Consider the following 18832-nt stretch of genomic DNA (forward strand, 5'->3'; position numbering starts at 1 on the left):
ACGTTTGCATGAAGATATCTTTGCAAGCTGCTTGGGGCATGTTTTGTTCTTAAAAATGGAAAAGATGTTCATAAGAGAGGGTAAGATGGGTGCTTTTGATTGAAGAGCACCCGTCTTTTTGTGTCTATTCGTGCCGGAACGCTGCTTTTCACATCCAGTTGAAAAGCTGTTTAGCATCTTTTTAAACAAATACGAGGCACGTGCTGGTCAGGTTATTCCCGCATGAAATAAAAACAGAGAGACCTGTTACTCTTCCAATGGACGAATGTAAAAGCCGGCAACTTCCTTATTGCTGTTAATAGAAACATTCAAAATAGTAGATTGGTCACCGAATGCTCCCTCGTAAATAAAGGAATAGGATGCATCTGCTTGTTGTTCATCCACGTAATCAAATCCCGTAAAGGCACCAAATGCTGTTTCCATTTCATCCCAAATAGCTTCTAAGTCACCGGAAGCCATTTCCGTCGCCATCGTCTCATCATAAAGCGCTTCTGCTTCGTCATAATCCCCATCACGAATATGTGTTAAGAATGTCTCAGAAGTTTCGGAGGCTTCTTCTAATGTGATCGGAATCGTGTCGTCACTGTCTGTTTCTTCCTGGTTATTGGCATTATCATCTTCTGAAGAGGTGTTTGTATCTCCACAAGCTGCTAAAAATGTCATCGCGAACATAGCGATGATTGCAATCATAAAGGCTTTTACGTTCATTATCATACACTCCTTTTTAATCGGTTAAGCCATTATTTACTCTGCCTGTTCTTTTATCCAAGTGCTGATATCTGTAATAACCTGTTCATCCACATGTCCGGGAATATTGTATTCCTCCACTGTCCCTTTATTTTCTCCTTGTGACAGAATAAAGTTATGGTTCAGATTTGGATAAGTTTTCAGCGTTGCTTGTGATTCATTTTCAAAAATGTCTTTCCATGCGGCAAAATCTTTCTCCATAGTTACCTGAAAATCTGCTTCTCCCTGCATAATCAGCAGCGGTTTATTGGAATCTAGTGCGATTTGGCCGACGTCATACTGGTCCATTTCATGAAAATAATATCCGCTCATACCGCCAAAGTTATATTCCATGGCTTCTATCGGAGGTATATCCTGTAAACGTGCTGCAAGGTCTTTGAATGCTTCCGCCTGTTCTTTTCTTTGAGCGGCTGCTTCTTCACTCAGATTATCCGGAATGACATAGATTTGCTGGTCATACATGATTTCCCATAATGGACGTGGGGAGCCGGCCAGCAGAATCATTCCGGCTGTATCTGCTTCATCATTAATCCGTGGCGCAACGATGGCGCCTAATGAATGTCCGCCAATATAGACTTGATCAGTCTGAATGCGTGCCTCGTCTTGCAGTATTGCCGCTGCTTCTACGGCATCATCAATCGTCTCTTCCTGAACCGATATGGATGCGCCTAAATCAGCTGCCATCTTCTCCCCATGCGTATAAGTACGTTTATCGTAACGCAGCACGGCAATTCCTTTCTCGGCTAATCCGTAAGCGATATCTTGAAAAGGTTTGTAGCTGTAGATGGACTCATTCCTATCATTAGGGCCGGAGCCATGGACAAGAACGACAGCCGGAAAAGGGCCATCTTCCTTAGCAGGCAAGGTCAATACAGCATCTAGCGGATACCCTTCTTCCGCTTCAATTGTCATTTCTTCCTCCACCACAGAATCAGGCAATGCTAATTCTTGTTCTGGAGGTGCTATTTCTAAACTCTCCAGTTTTTCTTCGTTATTCCAAACCATATGGACCTCCATTATTGCGTCATCAAAAATAACTTCCTCTGTAACCGCTGTTTCTTCTTCGTCAGCAGTTGTTTCTAAATGACTGGTTTCTTCCAACGTACTTCCTCGATTTGCTTCCCAGGATAATTGCAGTTCAGAAGGCGGGTATTTTTCTGAAAGTGCATTTGAAAAGTATGCTTCCGTGACTTGCTGGTATTCCTCATCTTGTAATTGCTGCAGCATCTCGTCTGCGTTCTTTTCTGCTATGCTTTTCTGATCAGTACAGGCAGAAAGGAAGAACAGCATGAAACCAGCCAGGAATATGTATCTTTTGTTCAAAACAATCCCCTCCTTTCTTTCTATTGGAATAAGCATAGAAAAACGCTACCTATATTTACGATTGATGAAAGTATTATGTTTCAAAACAGTCTAATTATTTGTTGGTTTTTGTTTATTTCGTTAAGATAGAATTATACTCGTAAGAATCGGATGGCAATTGGATTTTTAAAGAAAGAGGTGGAAGCTATGCCAACAAATACAGAAGTTTTTCAAGTGAAGACAAATCATAAACAGGAGTTTGTTTTTTTAGATAAACAATTGGATGACATATTGGAACAGAGCGGTGTACAGGAAGGGATAATGGTTGTCTATTGTCCGCATACAACCGGTGCGATTACCATTAATGAAAATGCAGATCCGGATGTACGCCGTGATTTATCGCTTGGTCTGGATGAGACTTTTCCAAATAAAGCAGCCTATGTTCATATGGAAGGCAATTCTGACGGGCATATGAAATCCTCGGTTGTAGGAGCGAGTGAGACATTAATTATTTCGAATGGGCAGCTGGTTCTTGGAACATGGCAAAGTGTCTATTTTTGTGAATTTGATGGACCAAGAACACGAAAAGTATATGTGAAAATAATAGAAGGTTAAGACAGAAGAAGGAAAGAGGAGACGGTATTTTGACGGCAGAGACATTATTATATCATCCGGACAGACATATTGTATTGGAAGGGACACAGAATCTCCGGGATTTAGGAGGCTATCCCACAAAGGATGGCAAGCAGACAAAATGGGGCAAATACTACCGGTCAGATTCCCTGCATCTGGTGACTCCCGAGGGGCATGCTTTTTTACAAGCAGAAAAAGGCATTCACACCATGATTGACTTACGGTTGAGCGTGGAAGGGAAGTACAAGAAAAAAGATAAAGCACGGTATGATTTCTATAATATCCCATTAATTGATCCGGCTACATTTACCACAAAAAAACCTGCAACGTTGGTCGAAATGTATATTCTTATGTTAGAGAGCAGCAAAGTGAAATTCAAAGAAATTATGGATATTTTCCTGGAAAAGAGAGGAGAACCTGTTCTTTTTCATTGTCGTGTCGGGAAAGATCGGACTGGCGTCCTTGCAGCTCTTTTATTAGACCTGGCTGGTGTGCCAAGAGATGTGATTGTGCAAGATTATGCGTTAACCAGTGTATATAAAGAGATAACCGAAGAGGAGTTGCATAAACGTCCGCCAATGATGTCGCGCAGTCAATTTAAGACCATGCTTGGCTGTGAACCTTCTTATATGGAGTCATTTTTGGACTATTTATATAAAGAATACGGAAATGCAGCCGGCTTTTTAAAGGATGTTGGTTTGACGGAAGAAGAGATACATTTATTACGTGCTGACTTTGTAGAAGAAGTATAAGTGGATAAGGGGAGACAACGGATGGTTTATGCCGTTGTCTCCTTTATAATGCAAAAAACTTCTTCTTTGCGCATGGAGAAAAAACAATTGTGTAATAGAAGAAGCGCAGATATCTGACTGTGTATTATAAAAACATAAAGAGTCCAAGAAAAGGGTAGTTAAATAGCTGCTCTTTTTTATTTATAAGCAGCTAGCTCAATCGGGCAAGCTGCTTTTTTAATAAATTAATCAGGAGGTTTTTAAATGGTGAAAATTAAAAATCAATTGATTCATAGCACTCCAAATAGTCATGGTCAAAATAACAAAAAACGTTATATTACGGTTCATGAAACGGATAACCCTGATAAAGGTGTGGGTGCTCAAACACATGCAAATTTACAGTCAAATGGAAATTCGCGTAGTGCGAATTGGCACTGGCAAGTAGATGATAAAATTGCTATAAAGTCATTCGATCATCGTTTTTCTTTATGGGCAGCGGGCGACGGTTCTGGGGACGGAAATTTAAATTCTATTCATGTTGAAATTTGTGTTAATAGTGACAGCAATTATAAAAAAGCGTGCGAAAATGCTGCTGAATTAGTAAAAAAAATCATGAATGATGAGGGGATTTCTCCATCTAATGTTGTTCAACATCATCATTGGAGCGGGAAACATTGTCCTAGGAAAATGCGTGATGGCAATGCCGGGGTTACATGGAACCAATTTAAAAACATGATTAGTGATGCATCCGGTAATACAGACGGTGGCTCTAACAGCTCAGGAACAACCTGGACAAAAGTAACCGGAAATTGGACAGGGCAGACGCTTGGAAATGGTGAATACGGCACTCCGGTAAAACAGTTACAAACCAAACTGGCCAATAATCAACCGCCTTTTTATCCAAATAAAGGGGCTGACAATAATGGTATTGACAGTTATTATGGTAACAATACAGAGGATGCAGTAAGTCGTTTTCAATCCTATTATGGCTTAAATGTAGACGGGTTGGCTGGGAAGCAAGTGTATAATAAGTTAAATGAATCCAATTCGCAAAATGCTAAAAAGGGTAGCTCAAAATCATTTTCTGGATTGCCTGACGCCGTTTATCGAGCAAGGAAACCTTATCCATCCGGAAGTGGTGTAAGAGCAGTGCAAGAGGCGCTGGCATCTAAATATTACTATCCGAATAAAGGCGCAAAAAACAATGGAATTGATGGCGTATATGGTCCGAATACTGCCAATGCTGTTAAAAGGTATCAATCAATGCACGGATTAACTGTTGATGGTGTGTATGGACCAAAAACAAAAGCATCCCTTGAAAAATAAAAAAACTCCCTTACAATGACAGAATTGCTGATATAACATACGCTGTGGATAATTGAAAATTTCTTTGGCGAATGGAAACTCAAAGATTAGGCGCCCCGAAATGCGCAAGGGGCGTCTTTTCTTATTTCCTTTTATCATACAAAGACACCCCAAACGATAGATTTTACTCTTGGACTTGGGGTGAAGTGTTCGCTTGTGGCTTGATTGTTTATGAGTAATCTATTTTAGAATTTATCATTCGTTTCTAGAGTGCTATCGCTGTTAATATAAGATGAATAAGAAATAAACTTCCAATTACATACATCGTTTTATGAACCTCTTTTTTCTTGCCCGCAAGAATATGGAGAAGCGGATAAGAAACAAAACCAAAGGCTATCCCATCAGCTATCGAATGGGTCAATGGAATGAAAGCAACAGTGAGATAAGCAGGGAACCAATTAAGAGTTGAATCAAAGGAAATATTTGCCAAAGACCGCATCATTATCCCGCCAACAATCAAAAGCACTGGTGCAATTGCATTATCGGGAATATGAGAAATAAGGGGCAGAGCAAATAACGTTAGACCAAATAGAACCCCTGTCGTTAATGATGATAATCCTGTCTTACCTCCAGCTGATATTCCGGCAGTTGTTTCAGCAGTCGCAACAGTCGGACTTGTGCCGAACACACCAGAACTCATTGCAGAGATGGCACTTGCCTGAAGCACGCGTTTCGTTTTATCAGGACGCTGTAACATCGATACATATCCAGAAATCAAACCAATGTTTTCAAAGGTGAGAACCATTGTCATCGCAAATACAGATGTCCAAAAAGAAACAGTCCAGATATTGGTGAAATCCATTTGGAAAAAAACATTACTATACTCGCTAAGAGACGCATTCATCATTTCTTGCTCTGTTCCTACCCCAAGAACCTTTCCAATGAAAACACCACAAATTATCGCCCAAAGAAAATGGCCAGGAACATTACGAACATATAGCACCATTGCTATTAAAAAGGTAAGAAGTGTTGCTAAGGGGAGAGGATTTGAAAGTGCGGAAAGTTGTACAAAAGTTTCTGGATCCGCTTCAATGAGTCCTCCCTTTTCTAGACCAATAAAAGTAAGAAGGAAACCAATCCCTGCTGTAACAGCGTGCTTCATCATCTCTGGAATAGCTCTATTTAAAAGGTCAGCAAGCTTTGTAAACGCAATTACTACAAAGAGAAAACCTGCAATAAAGACAATCGCAAGTGCCTCTTGCCAGTGCATTCCAGTCCCATGTACAAATGTAAAAGTGAACATCGCGTTGATTCCCATTGCCGGCATGAGAATAATTGGTGCGTTGGCATAGAATCCCATTATAAAACAACCGATGAATGAAGCTAGAACGGTGGATATAATTGCACCTTCAAGCGGAATACCAGCATCTGCTAAAATTGTACTATTAACAGCGACAATATACACTGCTGCTAAAAATGCAGTTACCCCAGAAGTAACTTCCTGCTTCACTGAAGTCCCTTGTTCATGAAGTTGGTAATACTGTTTTAAGTGCTTCATTTATTTTCTCTCTTCTAATTTTGCCCTCACCCACCCAGTGAATATACACTGTTGCGCATTGTAGCATAGCGTTTCTTTCAAAGTCAAGTAACCATTGCTGTAACGGAATGAGGAACAATTTTTATTGTTCTTTTTAACTGCCTGATAGATTATTGGCGCCCGTATTTGCCGGAAAGTAAAACATGGCAAGCTGCACCTTTGAAAGACGTAGCTTGCCATGTTTTCTTTAATAGTATGGCGGATATGGGTAACCATTATAATACCCGGGTGGTCCAGGAGGTCCGGGAGGTCCCGGTGGACCATAATATCCCATCGGCCCAGGCGGTCCCGGTGGTCCGGGAGGCCCTGGAGGACCATAAAATCCAGGGCCGCCGCCGGGGTTAAAAGCGCCGCCTAGCAGGCCGCCGGCTAAACCGCCAAGAAATGGAAAAAAGAACGCCCGCTGTCCTGGAGCTTGCTGGTGAAATTGCTGGTGTGCCGGGTATGCATTATATTGGGAAGCAGGCATATCAAACTGTTCCGGATGTTGATAATCCATCACTTGATATTCGTCTGCATGAGAATACGCATGGTTAGGGTCAGGTTGCATATACATTCCTCTTTTCTATATGAACTATATACCTAACTTATGCAGCTGCTTCCATTGTGTTCACCTAATTCTCTGTGCATGTCCGTCCAAGTGTTAACGACGAAATAGACGCATGATAAAGCTGACAATGAGAATAAGAATAATGGCTCCAATCAGAGCTGGAATAATAAAGAAACCGCCGATTTCAGGTCCCCATTGCCCAAATATGGAAGAACCGAGCCAGGCTCCGATAAAACCGGCAATAATATTTCCGATGATTCCTCCAGGTAGGTCTTTACTTGTGATTAATCCGGCTACCCAGCCGATAATCCCGCCAATAATTAAGCTCCATATAAAACTTAGCATAAAAATCCATCCTTTCTATATTTATATATTTCTCCAAAAACATGAATTTTAAACAGAAAATCTGCATTTTTAGGTAGAAAAATACAGTTGGTTCTATCCTTCTTGTATCAATTATGAAAATAATATTAGGGATTTTTTTCTAATAATATGAAATGAATCAGGATAAATAGGTAATAAATATAAACTTTTTCTATAATTTTATATTTTTCGATACAAATTTTCTGTGTTTCTCCCGATATAAAATATAGATAAGGAGAGATGGAAATGAAAAAAATATTTAAAGCTAAAGGAATACGATTTAAGTTAATTTTATCTTTTTTCCTCATTTTACTCGTACCGGGGGTTATTATAGCTACCATGTCTTACATTAGCTCATCCGATACGATAGAAGGGCAGACGAAAGATCAGGTGCAGAGGCTGACTGCGGTGATGGATCAAACGGTTAATAATACGTTTGCGTTGAAGCAGAACGATATCGATGTGTTGGCGAATGTGATTACAGAAGACGTTATAGAAGATACGGATGAATTAGAGCGAAGAATGTCTGAATATATTGAAATGCATGCGGAAGCACCAGAAATTTATCTTGCGACGACAGCGGGAGATTACTATATGCAGCCGGAGTTAGAGATGGAAGAAGGCTACGATCCGAGAGAACGTGACTGGTATCAGGACGCGATGGAAAATCCGGGAGAAGTGATTATATCGGACCCATATGTAACCGCAAGTGGAGATGGAAAACTGGCGGTAAGCGTTTCTAAAACATTGGATGATGGATCCGGAGCTATTGGTATGGATGTATCCATTGATTTTATCCAGCAGCTGGTATCAGAAATGAATATAGGGGAAAATGGCTATGCTCTTTTACTGGATAATCATCAGAACTTTATTTATCATCCGGAAGTAGAAGGTGGAGAACAAGCGGAAGAATCTTTTTATCAAAATATGTATGAACAGGAAAATGGAACGTTTGATTATGACTATAATGGAATATCAAAAATAATGGTATTTGAAACAAACGATATGACAGGCTGGAAGCTCGGAGGAACGATTGACCACAGTGAAGTAATTGCCGAAGCGAAATCCATTTCTACGCCGGTTACCGTTGTTCTGGCTCTTACCGTCGTTCTCGGGACAGGTATTATTTTACTTCTTATCCGTTCTGTTATCCGTCCGATTAAAGAATTAAAAGAAAAAGCTGAAACAATCAGCAGTGGTGACTTAACACAAACAATCGAAGTGAAGACGACGGACGAAATCGGCGAGTTAGGTACTGCTTTCAATGATATGCAAAACAGCTTAAAAGGATTAATTCAAGATGTGGAATGGAATGCACAGCAAGTCGCTGCATCAGCAGAGGAATTAACAGCTAATGCCGATCAAATGACAAGCTCGTCGGAACAAGTCTCGTTGGCTGTTCAAGAAGTATCGTCCAGCTCGGAAACACAGTTGAACGGAACAGAAGACAGTGCAAATTCCTTAGAAGAAGTATCCACTGGTGTCGGTAAAATTGTTGACAGCGCATCCGAGGTAACAGAGCTGGTAAATCATATGAGCGATCAGGCGGAAGTCGGCGGAGAAGCCGTAACAGATACATTAAATCAAATGACGTCGATTCAATCTTCTGTGGATAATACGAATGTCAATATTACCTCATTAATGGAGCGTTCTAATGAAGTAACTACGATTTTGAAGGTGATCACCGATATATCTGAACAGACGAATTTACTCGCGTTAAATGCAGCGATTGAAGCGGCCCGTGCCGGCGAGCATGGCAAAGGATTTGCGGTAGTCGCCGATGAGGTACGGAAGCTGGCAGAACAATCGAAAACATCTGCAGGGGAAATCGGTACGATCCTCCAAGGCATTCAAACAGATGTGAAAGACGCTGTGGAAAAAATGTCTCAAGTAACTACAAATGTAGATAAAGGCTTAGAGGTCTCGAATGATGCGATGGACAAATTTAAAGGAATCGTCCAATCCAGTACGGATATTAAGCCGCAAATGCAGGAAGTCATGGCAATTTCTCAACAGATGCAAGCTGCAGTGCAGCAAGTAACAGATACGGCAAATGATTTGGCATCCAGTGCAAGAAGTAATGCCGCATCTTCTCAAGAAGTGGCTGCTTCTACCGAAGAACAACTTGCTTCCATGGAAGAGATTTCAGCATCTGCAAAATCTTTATCCACAATGGCAGAGGATTTAACAGAGAAGATAAGTAAATATCAGTATTAATAGAAAGCGAGATACGTTCCTGGCCTTTCATTGAATATAATCTAAAGCCCGGTGCAAGTGTATACACTTGCGCCGGGCTTATTTACATTAATAGGTATTTATATCTGTTTTAGTATTTTTTATTAGGTTATAAGTAGTTAAATGAGGAGAAAAGATTCAGTTTTATGGAAATGTAACCGATACAAAATTAGAAGATTTCAGAAAAAGGAGGCTAAAAAAGATGAAGCATCAAAAAGAAACAAATGGCGTAAAGAAAAAGTTGGTTCTATCCTTTTCCTCTATTTTAATTATACCAATTATTTTAATTGGCTTTTTAACGTACAATAGCTCTGTTAATTCTATGCAAGCACAGCAGGAACAACAAGTAAATGAAATCGTTGCCTTGATGGGGCAGAATATTGACGATACACTCAGGCTAAAAAGCCGGGATATTGACGTGTTCGCTGAAAATACGAGAGGAGACCAGATAGAAGAGGAAGACAATGAGTTACTCACGGTTTTTGATCAATATTTACATTTTCATGAAGAAGTAGATGAAGTTTATTTCGGATCTGAAGAAGGGACATTCCTGATTCAACAAGAAACAGAAGTTCCCGATGGCTATGACCCCCGAGAGCAGCAATGGTACATAGAAGCAATGGAAAAACCGGGGGAATTAATCGTCTCTGCCCCATATGAAACCACAGCAGTGGATGGCGGCACGGTTGTGACGATGTCTCAATCATTGGCGGATGGCTCAGGGGCTGTTGGAATTGATTTATCGATAGACTTTGTACAGGAAATGGCATCTTCTGTTGAAATTGGTGAAAACGGTTACCCGATTTTATTAGATAGTGATGGAAAAGTGATTTTTCACCCGAATCAGGAGGTGGGTACATCGTTAGACGAAAACCTGGCTAATCAATTAGCTGGTGAACAGGATGACGGGATTTTGGAATATGAACAAGGGAATGACTCCCACATACTGGTTCATGATACCGATCCGTTCACAGGCTGGACGATAGCGGGAAGTATTGATTACGGGGAGGTCCAAGATAGTGCATCAGGCATTATCAAAACACTGGTTATTGTGATGATTGTTGCTTTCCTGATTGGAGCTGGTATCAATGCTGTCACCATCCAATCGATTCTCCGTCCTATTAATGGACTGAAAAAACGAGCACAAGTGATTAGTACTGGGGATCTGACAGAGGAAATTCGCGTTATCAAGAATGATGAAATCGGGCAGCTTGGTACAGCGTTTAATGAAATGCAGCACAGTTTAAGAGCATTAATCCGTGATGTAGAAATGAACGCACAGCAAGTCGCAGCGTCTGCACAAGAATTGACTGCCAATGCTGATCAAATGACGAGCTCATCCGAACAAGTATCACTTGCGGTTCAGGAAGTATCTGCTAGCGCGGAAAATCAGTTAGACGGTACAGAAGACAGTGTGAATTCACTAGAAGAAGCCGCAGCTGGAGTAGAGAAGATTGTAAACAGCGCAACAAACGTTTCCGGCTATGTGAAACAGATGAATGAACAGGCGGATATAGGTGGACAAGCCGTCAATAATACATTGAATCAGATGACATCTATCCAATCATCTGTGGAAGAAACCAATCATGACATTGATTCTTTATTAGAGCGTTCCAAAGAAGTCAGCACGATTCTCAAAGCGATTACCGATATTTCTGAGCAGACGAACTTGCTGGCATTAAATGCAGCGATTGAAGCGGCCCGCGCCGGTGAACATGGAAAAGGATTTGCTGTGGTTGCTGATGAGGTGCGGAAGCTGGCGGAACAATCGAAAACATCCGCAGGCGAAATCAGTGTTATTGTTCAAGGTATTCAGGATGATGTGCAAAATGCCGTAGAGAAAATGGAACGTGTAACCACTTCTGTCCATGACGGTTTAGACGTGTCCTATGATGCCATCGATAAATTTGGAGAAATCATCCGGACAAGTGAAACTATTCGGCCGCAGATGGAAGACGTGACAGCTACTTCCGAACAAATTGCTGCACTTGTTGAACATGTGAACACCACTGCGAATGATTTAGCAGCTATCGCCAGAAATAACGCCGCATCTTCGGAGGAAGTAGCGGCTTCTACAGAAGAACAATTGGCATCTATGCAGGAAATCTCCGCAGCCGCAAAATCCCTGTCATCCATGGCGGAGGAGTTAACAGAGAAGATACAAGTGTATAAATATTAAAATAAACCGCTTTGCTGTGAAACGGTAGTAACCGGAACGAACTGTGATGGAGTAAGTTTGTAGATAACTTTATTCCATCACAGTTCTTTTTATATGATAGATATTTAGTCATCAGAGAGGACATACGACGTAGGAATAAAATTACAAAATGATGATAATATATTTAAATTATAAAAAATTAACCGATAAATAGTAGGTATGAAATCTTAGGGATAAGTACAGTGCTTGATATGAAAAGGAGGGAAATAATCGAGATTACTAGGTACTTATTTCTACAGGATAAGTAGCGAAGTGTTTGTATCAATAACTGGTTCGATACATGAACATAGTAAAACGTGCGAGATATCATAAAGCAAAACTTTCTATTGGGAGTCTTACAAAAGCTCTTCGATGGGACGAGTAAACGCAATGGTTTTCTGTGGAACGAGTAAGTGCAGCAATGTTGTCAGGTTAATGAATTTTATAAAAATTATATTCGATTCGGTTAGATAGCAATAAAACTATCTAGCGTAGTGTTTTTCCGTAGCGGTCATATTAACCTGACAACATTGGTAAGGGCAGTCCCAGCCAGTTGTCATGCGAGAATATGAAAGATTATATCAAGGGAGAGTCAGTTGTGAAGAAATTAATGAAACCAAAAGGAATTCGATTTAAATTAGTATTATCCTTCTTTTTCATGTTGTTGATTCCGGGATTAACCATTGGGATAATGACTTATTTCAGCTCGATCGATTCACTAGAGCATCAACAGACAGAACAGGTAAAAGATACTGCTGCAGTGTTGAACCAGACTATCGATGATGCCCTGGAACTGAAAATAAATGATTTGAACACATTTGCAACACAATTTAACAGTGGGCAAATAGATGATGATGAAGAAACATTAGATCAAATATTGGGGCAATATAAGGAGATGAACGAAGATGTCTCCGAAGTATATATCGCTTCTAATGACGGCGATTTGTTTTATAGACAACCGGATACAAAGTTACCAGAAGGGTTCGATGCAACTGAACGCGATTGGTTTATCAATGCCGTAGATAATCCTGGAGAGGTGCAAATTTCCGCACCATTTGAAAGTGCAAGTGAAACAGGAACCGTAGTCAGTATCACCAAAACATTAGATGACGGTTCTGGTGTGATGGGAGTCAGTCTGTACATCGATTCCATCCAGGAATTGGCTTCTGAGATTTCAATTGGGGAAGATGGCTATGCTGTCATGATTGACCCGCAGCAAAATTTTGTGTATCATCCTACTTTTGAAACAGGAGAAGCAGTAGAAGATAGTGTATTGGGAACAATGTTTGACAATGATGCCGGCAGCTATGAATATACTTTTGAGGATACATCGAAAATCATGGTGTACCAGACAAATGAATTATCGGGATGGAAATTGGCAGGAACGATTAATTATGATGAAATCAAGGATGAAGCAGCATCTACATTTGTAACGATGATAACGATTATTGTCATCACCTTGGTGCTGGGTACGGTTATTATTCTATTATTGGTCCGTTCTATTACCCGTCCAATCCAAAACCTGAAAGAAAATGCGAAAATTATCAGTACCGGAGATCTGACACATTCGATTAATATAAAAACGAAGGATGAGATTGGGGAACTAGGCCAGGCTTTTAATGAGATGCAGGAAGGACTAAAGAGTCTCGTACGTGATGTCGAGCATAATGCGCAGCAAGTAGCAGCATCTGCAGAGGAATTAACGGCGAACGCCGACCAAATGACAAACGCATCGGAACAGGTATCTTTGGCCATTCAAGAAGTATCTTCCAGTTCCGAAAAACAGCTGCATGGTACAGAAGAGAGTGCGAATTCCTTAGAAGAAGTCTCTACAGGTGTCGGCCGGGTTGTTGACAGCTCTGCCAAAGTATCGGAAATGGTAGGTCAAATGAGTACACAGGCGGAAGTCGGAGGACAAGCCGTCAGCAATACGTTAAATCAAATGACGTCGATCCAATCGTCTGTAGATAATACCAATCTGGATATTGCTTCCTTACTGGAACGATCAAAAGAAGTAGATACGATATTAAAAGCTATTACGCATATTTCTGAGCAAACCAATCTCTTGGCATTAAATGCAGCGATTGAAGCGGCTCGTGCCGGAGAAAATGGAAAAGGGTTTGCTGTTGTTGCGGATGAAGTGCGCAAATTAGCGGAAGAATCGAAAACGTCAGCCGGTGAAATCAGTTCGATTGTTCATGGTATTCAGGCCGATGTACAAAAAGCGGTTGAAAAAATGTCCGAAGTAACAGCTAATGTCAACGATGGCTTAGATGTGTCTTATGATGCAATTGATAAATTTGGACAAATTCTACAGTCAAGCGGAGAAATTAAACCGCAAATGGAAGAAGTAATGGCTATTTCTGAGCAAATGTCTGCCTCTGTTCAGCAAGTAACAGCAACGGCAAATGACCTTGCTTCCATTGCCAGAAATAATGCCGCATCTTCTCAGGAAGTTGCTGCTTCTACAGAAGAACAGCTGGCTTCCATGGAAGAAATCTCGGCATCGGCAAAATCCTTGTCTACGATGGCAGAAGATTTAACAGCAAAAGTGGCGGAGTATAAATACTAAAATTATTATGGCACAAAAAAGAAGGATTCCTCATGTATGGGATTCCTTCTTTTTCTATGTATTTTCGTTGTACTTCCTGCCTGATTTCACTCAGATTCTATTGATTTTCAAGTGGACAAGCAGCAATGTTTGTCCACTTGAAAATATGGAGTACAGCCTTATTCTTTCTATACATATTATCCATCCATATGTTTGCATAGTAGAATGCGGTAATTGGTTTTTGCTAAGAACAGAAATGCAATAATAAACAATTACCGGAAAGTATCGCTATTTGATATTCATATTTCATTGAACGGGATTTTTTCACTTATAGGATAATTTAAAAAACTTTTGTCCTAGTTTGAGTAAGAAAGCGAAATCCCGTTGGAAGAGAATCTACATATTTTATTGCTATGATTTTTTTAACATCTGGTCTAATTGATTCAATAATTTATCCAGTGACTGCGATAATTTCAACAAGTTCGGATCCGTTGGATTTTTTTCATAAACTGCATACATTTCCTTACGCTTCGTTTCAATCTGCTTGTTCAATTCATCCATTTCCGACATACTCTCACGCCCTCTCCAATTACCAAACAGAAGTCAATTTGGATATGGCATAAAAAGATATGATAAGGCTCTTAAGCAAGATTCTAACAGCAAACGTGAGAAAAATAAAATAAATAGAAGATAGTAATTTTTAACATTGGTTTGAGGCAGAGCTTATGAATAGAGATGTTTTATTTTGCGGTTGAGAAGAGAGAAGCAAAATAAATATTTTAAAATAATATCTAAAAAAGCTTTAATAATTTATTGTTCTTGTCGATATAAGAAATAGATCATCCAAGGATGGTTCGTTAGGGCCTTAACGAAAAAATATTTTGATGATATTGACCGGATTTGGTTGGTGTTAAAGAGTTCACAAGGATGTGGCTCAACATTTTATAAACACATGGAGGTATGGAATTATGATTATTAATCACAATATTTCTGCTCTTAATGCGCATCGTCAATTGGGAGCAAATCAAAATGGAGTTCAGAACTCTTTGGAGAAACTTTCTTCAGGTCTTCAGATTAACCGTGCAGGTGATGACGCTGCAGGTTTATCAATTTCAGAAAAAATGCGTGGACAAATTCGTGGTTTGGAGCAGGCTTCTACAAATGCTCAGGACGGAATCTCTCTTATTCAAACTGCGGAGGGAGCTTTAAATGAAACACACGATATTTTACAGCGTCAAAGAGAGCTTGTTGTTAAAGCTGGTAATACTGGTACTCAAGAGACTGAAGATTTACAAGCGATTCAAGATGAGCTTGATTCATTAACAGAAGAATTAGGTGGAGTTGATTCTGGCAGTCCTGGTATTTCTGATCGTACTCAATTTAACGGTAAAAACTTATTAGATGGAACATTTGACGATACTGAAATTACATTCCAAGTAGGCGCTAATGAAGGACAACAATTATCTATAAATATTAATAATATGAGTGCTGAAGCGTTAGAAGTAGATGATTTAAATGTAATGGGAACTTCAGGAGGAAATGAAGGAGCTGATACTCCATTTGATTTTGATGAGCAAATTGCAAAAATCGATAAAGCTATTGAAACGGTATCTACGGAACGTTCTTCACTCGGTGCAGTACAAAACCGTTTAGAACACACTATCAACAACTTAGGTACGTCTGCTGAAAATCTAACTGCAGCGGAATCTCGTATTAGGGACACCGATATGGCAAAAGAGATGATGGAGTTCACCAAGAACAATATTCTTTCTCAATCAGCTCAATCTATGCTTGCGCAAGCAAACCAAGTACCACAAGGCGTACTTCAATTACTTCAATAAGAAAAATTATAAAAAAGATCCCAGCTGGGATCTTTTTTACTTTATGAAGAACTTTATAAAGTAGACTTTTTATCCGATATTATATATAAAGCTATTTTAAATGCTGTATAAATAGTAAAGGAGTTTTGTTTCGTATGGAAAAATTAAAAGAAAAGCAAACATTTCAATTGAAAAATATTATTGATACATTATTAGAAGCAACAGAGCATTTTTCTAAATTAATTAAAGCAAAAGAGATTCAACAAAGTATATTCATAATTAATTCTATTGTAGAAGGGGTAACAGCAATTGAAAATTTACTTAATAGAGTTGAATTAAAGATAGACGATATAAAAACAGAGAAAATTAATAAGACATTATTATTCATTGCTCAAGAAATGGAGAAAAGTAATTTCTCAAAAGTATCCGAAATAACTCGTTTTTCTTTACAGCCACAATTAAGAAAACTGCAGAAATTTTTTCAAGAAAGTAATGACTGTCATGCTAATCAGAAAATGATAATTGGTGTTTATCTTGACTCGAACAATCCAAGAAAAAGCTATCCTGAAGCTAGAATTAATGCGCTTGTAGAAGAAGCGGAAAAACAGGAAGTAAAATTGTTATTTTTTTCTTCGGCAGATGTTAATTTTGAGACAGAACAAATAAAAGGTGATATGTACATAAATAATTCGTGGGAGACTGTCTTGAGCTCCTTTCCTAATGTTATTCACAATATTGGTATTATACCAAGGGTGAGACAATCACTAACAGAAAGAAACTTAAGAAGAAAATTACCATTTACAAGTTTTGGTGTCGAAAATAAATTACATTTACCTAAGAAAATGCTGCAATATATGAAGTTTGCTGGTTTATTGGTTCCTTTTAAAATAGTTACAGACGAATCTATTGTATTGGACTTTGTAAACGAAAATGAAAGAGCTGTTTTAAAACCTGTTATGGGGAAACGAGGATTAAATGTTTATTTTATTAAAAAAGATAAAAATCATTTTATTGTGCAAGATGATACAAAGGAACGTAGGTTTACTCAACCAGAGTTAAAAAGCTGGATACATGAACTTACATTGCAAAGAGGACATCATTATATGATTCAAAAGTATGTTGAAGCTCGTACAAAAAATGGAGAACCATTTGACATTCGTTCCCATGTTCAAAAAAATGGCGAAGGAGAATGGCAAATAACAAAGATATATCCACGGATTGGAAATAAAAAGAGTATTTTAAGTAATATTAGCCGCGGTGGTAAAACGGGTGATTTAGAGCTTTTTTTAATAAATGAATTTGGAGAAAAAGGAAAAAAATACTACGAAGATATGAAAAAACTCTCCCTAGACTTAACACAGCATTTGGATAAAATATATGGATTGGTACTAGACGAACTAGGTTTGGATTTAACTATTGATAAAACAGGACGTTTCTGGATGCATGAAGTAAATATGGGACCACAATCTACCTATCATGAGAAAGAACGAGCGGTAAATACCATTGGTTATGCAAAATACATTGCGGAAAAAGGAATTTACTTAACTAATAGTTCACAACACTTAACTAATAAAGGGCAATTTAATGTTAGAAGTACGAAATTACCTTGGGGTGAGCTGAAAAAACAAACAAGCGTCGGCATGCTTGTCCCCGAACATGGAGAAAATAAGTTAGCTGTCGCTTGTGCTTATGTAGCAAAATATGAAGATGTTGACTTTTTTTACTTTTCACCGAAGGATATTGACTACGATGAAATGTTGATAAAAGGTTATTTTTATGAAGAAAAAGAGTGGGTTCCGAAAGTAGTCAGTTATCCAGATGTCATTTATGATCGCCTCAGATTAAGAGGGGTGAAGGGGCATAGTATTGTATATCAAGAATTAGAAGGAATTCCTTTTACCAATGAATTTTATGGTAATTCGATTAGTAAGTTAGAGGTTTACGATAGATTGACAAAAACAAAATTAGTTGATGATGTGATAATTCCATATCAAAAAGTTGATAAAGTAAAAGATATATTTCGTTTTATCGAGAAATTCGGAACAGTTATTGTTAAACCGGAAATTGGTTCTTTTGCTAAAGAAGTACATCTTATTCGAAAGGTTAAAATGAATGAGTATTTTGTAGTAGATGGGGATAAAGAAACTTATCATAGTGAATTTTCTTTATCGGATTATTTGAGAAGTATGATAAAAAAAAGAATTTTTGTTGTGCAACGATATATAGATACAAGAACAAAAGAAGGAAATCCATTTGATATAAGAGTCCACCTTATGAAAAATGGAAAAGGTCAATGGTCTACTGTTAATATTCGCCCAAGGATTGGTTTTAATTACGCTACTATAGCTACTATTGATAATGGCGGATATATGGGAGGAATTGAAGGGTTCTTAAATCGAAATTTCCCTAAGTCAAAAAACTTGAAAGAACATATAATAAAAGCAGCTCTGAACATTGCTGTTAATTTTGAAGAATCGTATAATAATGAATTAAGTGAATTAGGGCTTGATTTTGCTATTGGTACAGATTCAGATATATATTTAATTGAAGTGAATGTCAATAAACCGGGTATTGTATTATATGAATTTGAAGTAGCCAGGTCTGCAATTCCTTATGCCGTTTATTTAGCAGAAATAAATAAAGTAGAAAATTAAACAACTTTAGAAGTTGATGAGTGGATAGATATTACTTTCACAATTTATTAAATTTAACTTGTGAAAGTAATATCTTTAACTTTAGGTTTTAATAAACTTTATTGCAGTGTAACTAGCTGTAAGACTCGATTTCAAGAAAGGAGAGCA

14 protein-coding genes are annotated in these 18832 nt (G+C 38.6%); 8 read left to right on the forward strand and 6 right to left on the reverse strand.

Going from position 1 to position 18832, the window contains the following annotated elements:
* Positions 1-246 precede the first annotated feature (246 nt).
* Together B7E05_RS04980 and B7E05_RS04985 are read right to left on the reverse strand one after the other, a co-directional pair.
* On the reverse strand, positions 247-708 hold the full coding sequence (locus tag B7E05_RS04980) for a DUF3887 domain-containing protein (protein WP_179134469.1): 462 nt from the start codon (positions 706-708) through the stop codon (positions 247-249).
* Positions 709-744: 36 nt separating this feature from the next.
* On the reverse strand, positions 745-2070 hold the full coding sequence (locus tag B7E05_RS04985; RefSeq protein ID WP_179134470.1) for an alpha/beta hydrolase family protein: 1326 nt from the start codon (positions 2068-2070) through the stop codon (positions 745-747).
* Positions 2071-2256: 186 nt separating this feature from the next.
* Between B7E05_RS04985 and B7E05_RS04990 the strand changes: the two genes are divergently transcribed.
* The 3 genes from B7E05_RS04990 (at position 2257) to B7E05_RS05000 (ending at position 4739) form a co-directional block, all read left to right on the forward strand.
* Positions 2257-2664: a secondary thiamine-phosphate synthase enzyme YjbQ gene (locus B7E05_RS04990; protein ID WP_080872986.1), complete on the forward strand. Its 408-nt coding sequence runs from the start codon at positions 2257-2259 to the stop codon at positions 2662-2664.
* Positions 2665-2693: 29 nt separating this feature from the next.
* On the forward strand, positions 2694-3434 hold the full coding sequence (locus B7E05_RS04995; protein WP_080872988.1) for a tyrosine-protein phosphatase: 741 nt from the start codon (positions 2694-2696) through the stop codon (positions 3432-3434).
* Between the two features lie 243 nt (positions 3435-3677).
* On the forward strand, positions 3678-4739 hold the full coding sequence (locus tag B7E05_RS05000) for a peptidoglycan recognition protein family protein (RefSeq protein WP_080872990.1): 1062 nt from the start codon (positions 3678-3680) through the stop codon (positions 4737-4739).
* Positions 4740-4983: 244 nt separating this feature from the next.
* On the opposite strand, the gene B7E05_RS05005 is transcribed toward B7E05_RS05000, so the two are convergent.
* The 3 genes from B7E05_RS05005 to B7E05_RS05015 form a co-directional block, all read right to left on the reverse strand.
* Positions 4984-6276 carry an NCS2 family permease gene (locus B7E05_RS05005; protein WP_080872991.1) on the reverse strand — a complete coding sequence of 431 codons (1293 nt, stop codon included), beginning with the start codon at positions 6274-6276 and terminating at the stop codon, positions 4984-4986.
* 226 nt (positions 6277-6502) lie between these two features.
* The gene (locus tag B7E05_RS22055) at positions 6503-6865 is read right to left on the reverse strand and encodes a hypothetical protein (protein WP_179134422.1); all 363 of its coding nucleotides are present in this window, start codon (positions 6863-6865) and stop codon (positions 6503-6505) included.
* A gap of 93 nt (positions 6866-6958) precedes the next feature.
* Positions 6959-7210, reverse strand: a complete 252-nt coding sequence (locus B7E05_RS05015) for a GlsB/YeaQ/YmgE family stress response membrane protein (RefSeq protein WP_080872993.1) — start codon at positions 7208-7210, stop codon at positions 6959-6961.
* Between the two features lie 264 nt (positions 7211-7474).
* On the opposite strand from B7E05_RS05015, the gene B7E05_RS05020 reads away from it, so the two are divergent.
* From B7E05_RS05020 to B7E05_RS05030, 3 genes are all read left to right on the forward strand, one after another.
* Positions 7475-9445, forward strand: coding sequence for a methyl-accepting chemotaxis protein (locus B7E05_RS05020; RefSeq protein ID WP_080872994.1), 1971 nt, complete (start codon positions 7475-7477; stop codon positions 9443-9445).
* A 220-nt stretch (positions 9446-9665) separates the two neighbouring features.
* Positions 9666-11642 (forward strand): methyl-accepting chemotaxis protein, encoded by a 1977-nt coding sequence (locus B7E05_RS05025; protein ID WP_080872996.1) that lies wholly within the window; start codon positions 9666-9668, stop codon positions 11640-11642.
* Between the two features lie 616 nt (positions 11643-12258).
* Positions 12259-14232, forward strand: coding sequence for a methyl-accepting chemotaxis protein (locus tag B7E05_RS05030; protein WP_245832972.1), 1974 nt, complete (start codon positions 12259-12261; stop codon positions 14230-14232).
* A 390-nt stretch (positions 14233-14622) separates the two neighbouring features.
* Here B7E05_RS05030 and B7E05_RS05035 read toward each other — a convergent pair whose 3' ends face one another.
* A complete protein-coding gene (locus tag B7E05_RS05035) occupies positions 14623-14781 on the reverse strand; it encodes an aspartyl-phosphate phosphatase Spo0E family protein (RefSeq protein ID WP_080872998.1) in 159 nt (52 codons plus the stop codon).
* Positions 14782-15179: 398 nt separating this feature from the next.
* Here B7E05_RS05035 and hag point away from each other — a divergent pair, with 398 nt between their 5' ends.
* A complete protein-coding gene (gene hag, locus B7E05_RS05040; protein WP_080873000.1) occupies positions 15180-16052 on the forward strand; it encodes a flagellin Hag in 873 nt (290 codons plus the stop codon).
* A 134-nt stretch (positions 16053-16186) separates the two neighbouring features.
* The gene (locus B7E05_RS05045; protein ID WP_080873002.1) at positions 16187-18685 is read left to right on the forward strand and encodes a YheC/YheD family protein; all 2499 of its coding nucleotides are present in this window, start codon (positions 16187-16189) and stop codon (positions 18683-18685) included.
* Positions 18686-18832 lie beyond the last annotated feature (147 nt).

It is taken from the genome of Oceanobacillus timonensis (genome assembly GCF_900166635.1).
Taxonomy (GTDB): domain Bacteria; phylum Bacillota; class Bacilli; order Bacillales; family Amphibacillaceae; genus Oceanobacillus; species Oceanobacillus timonensis.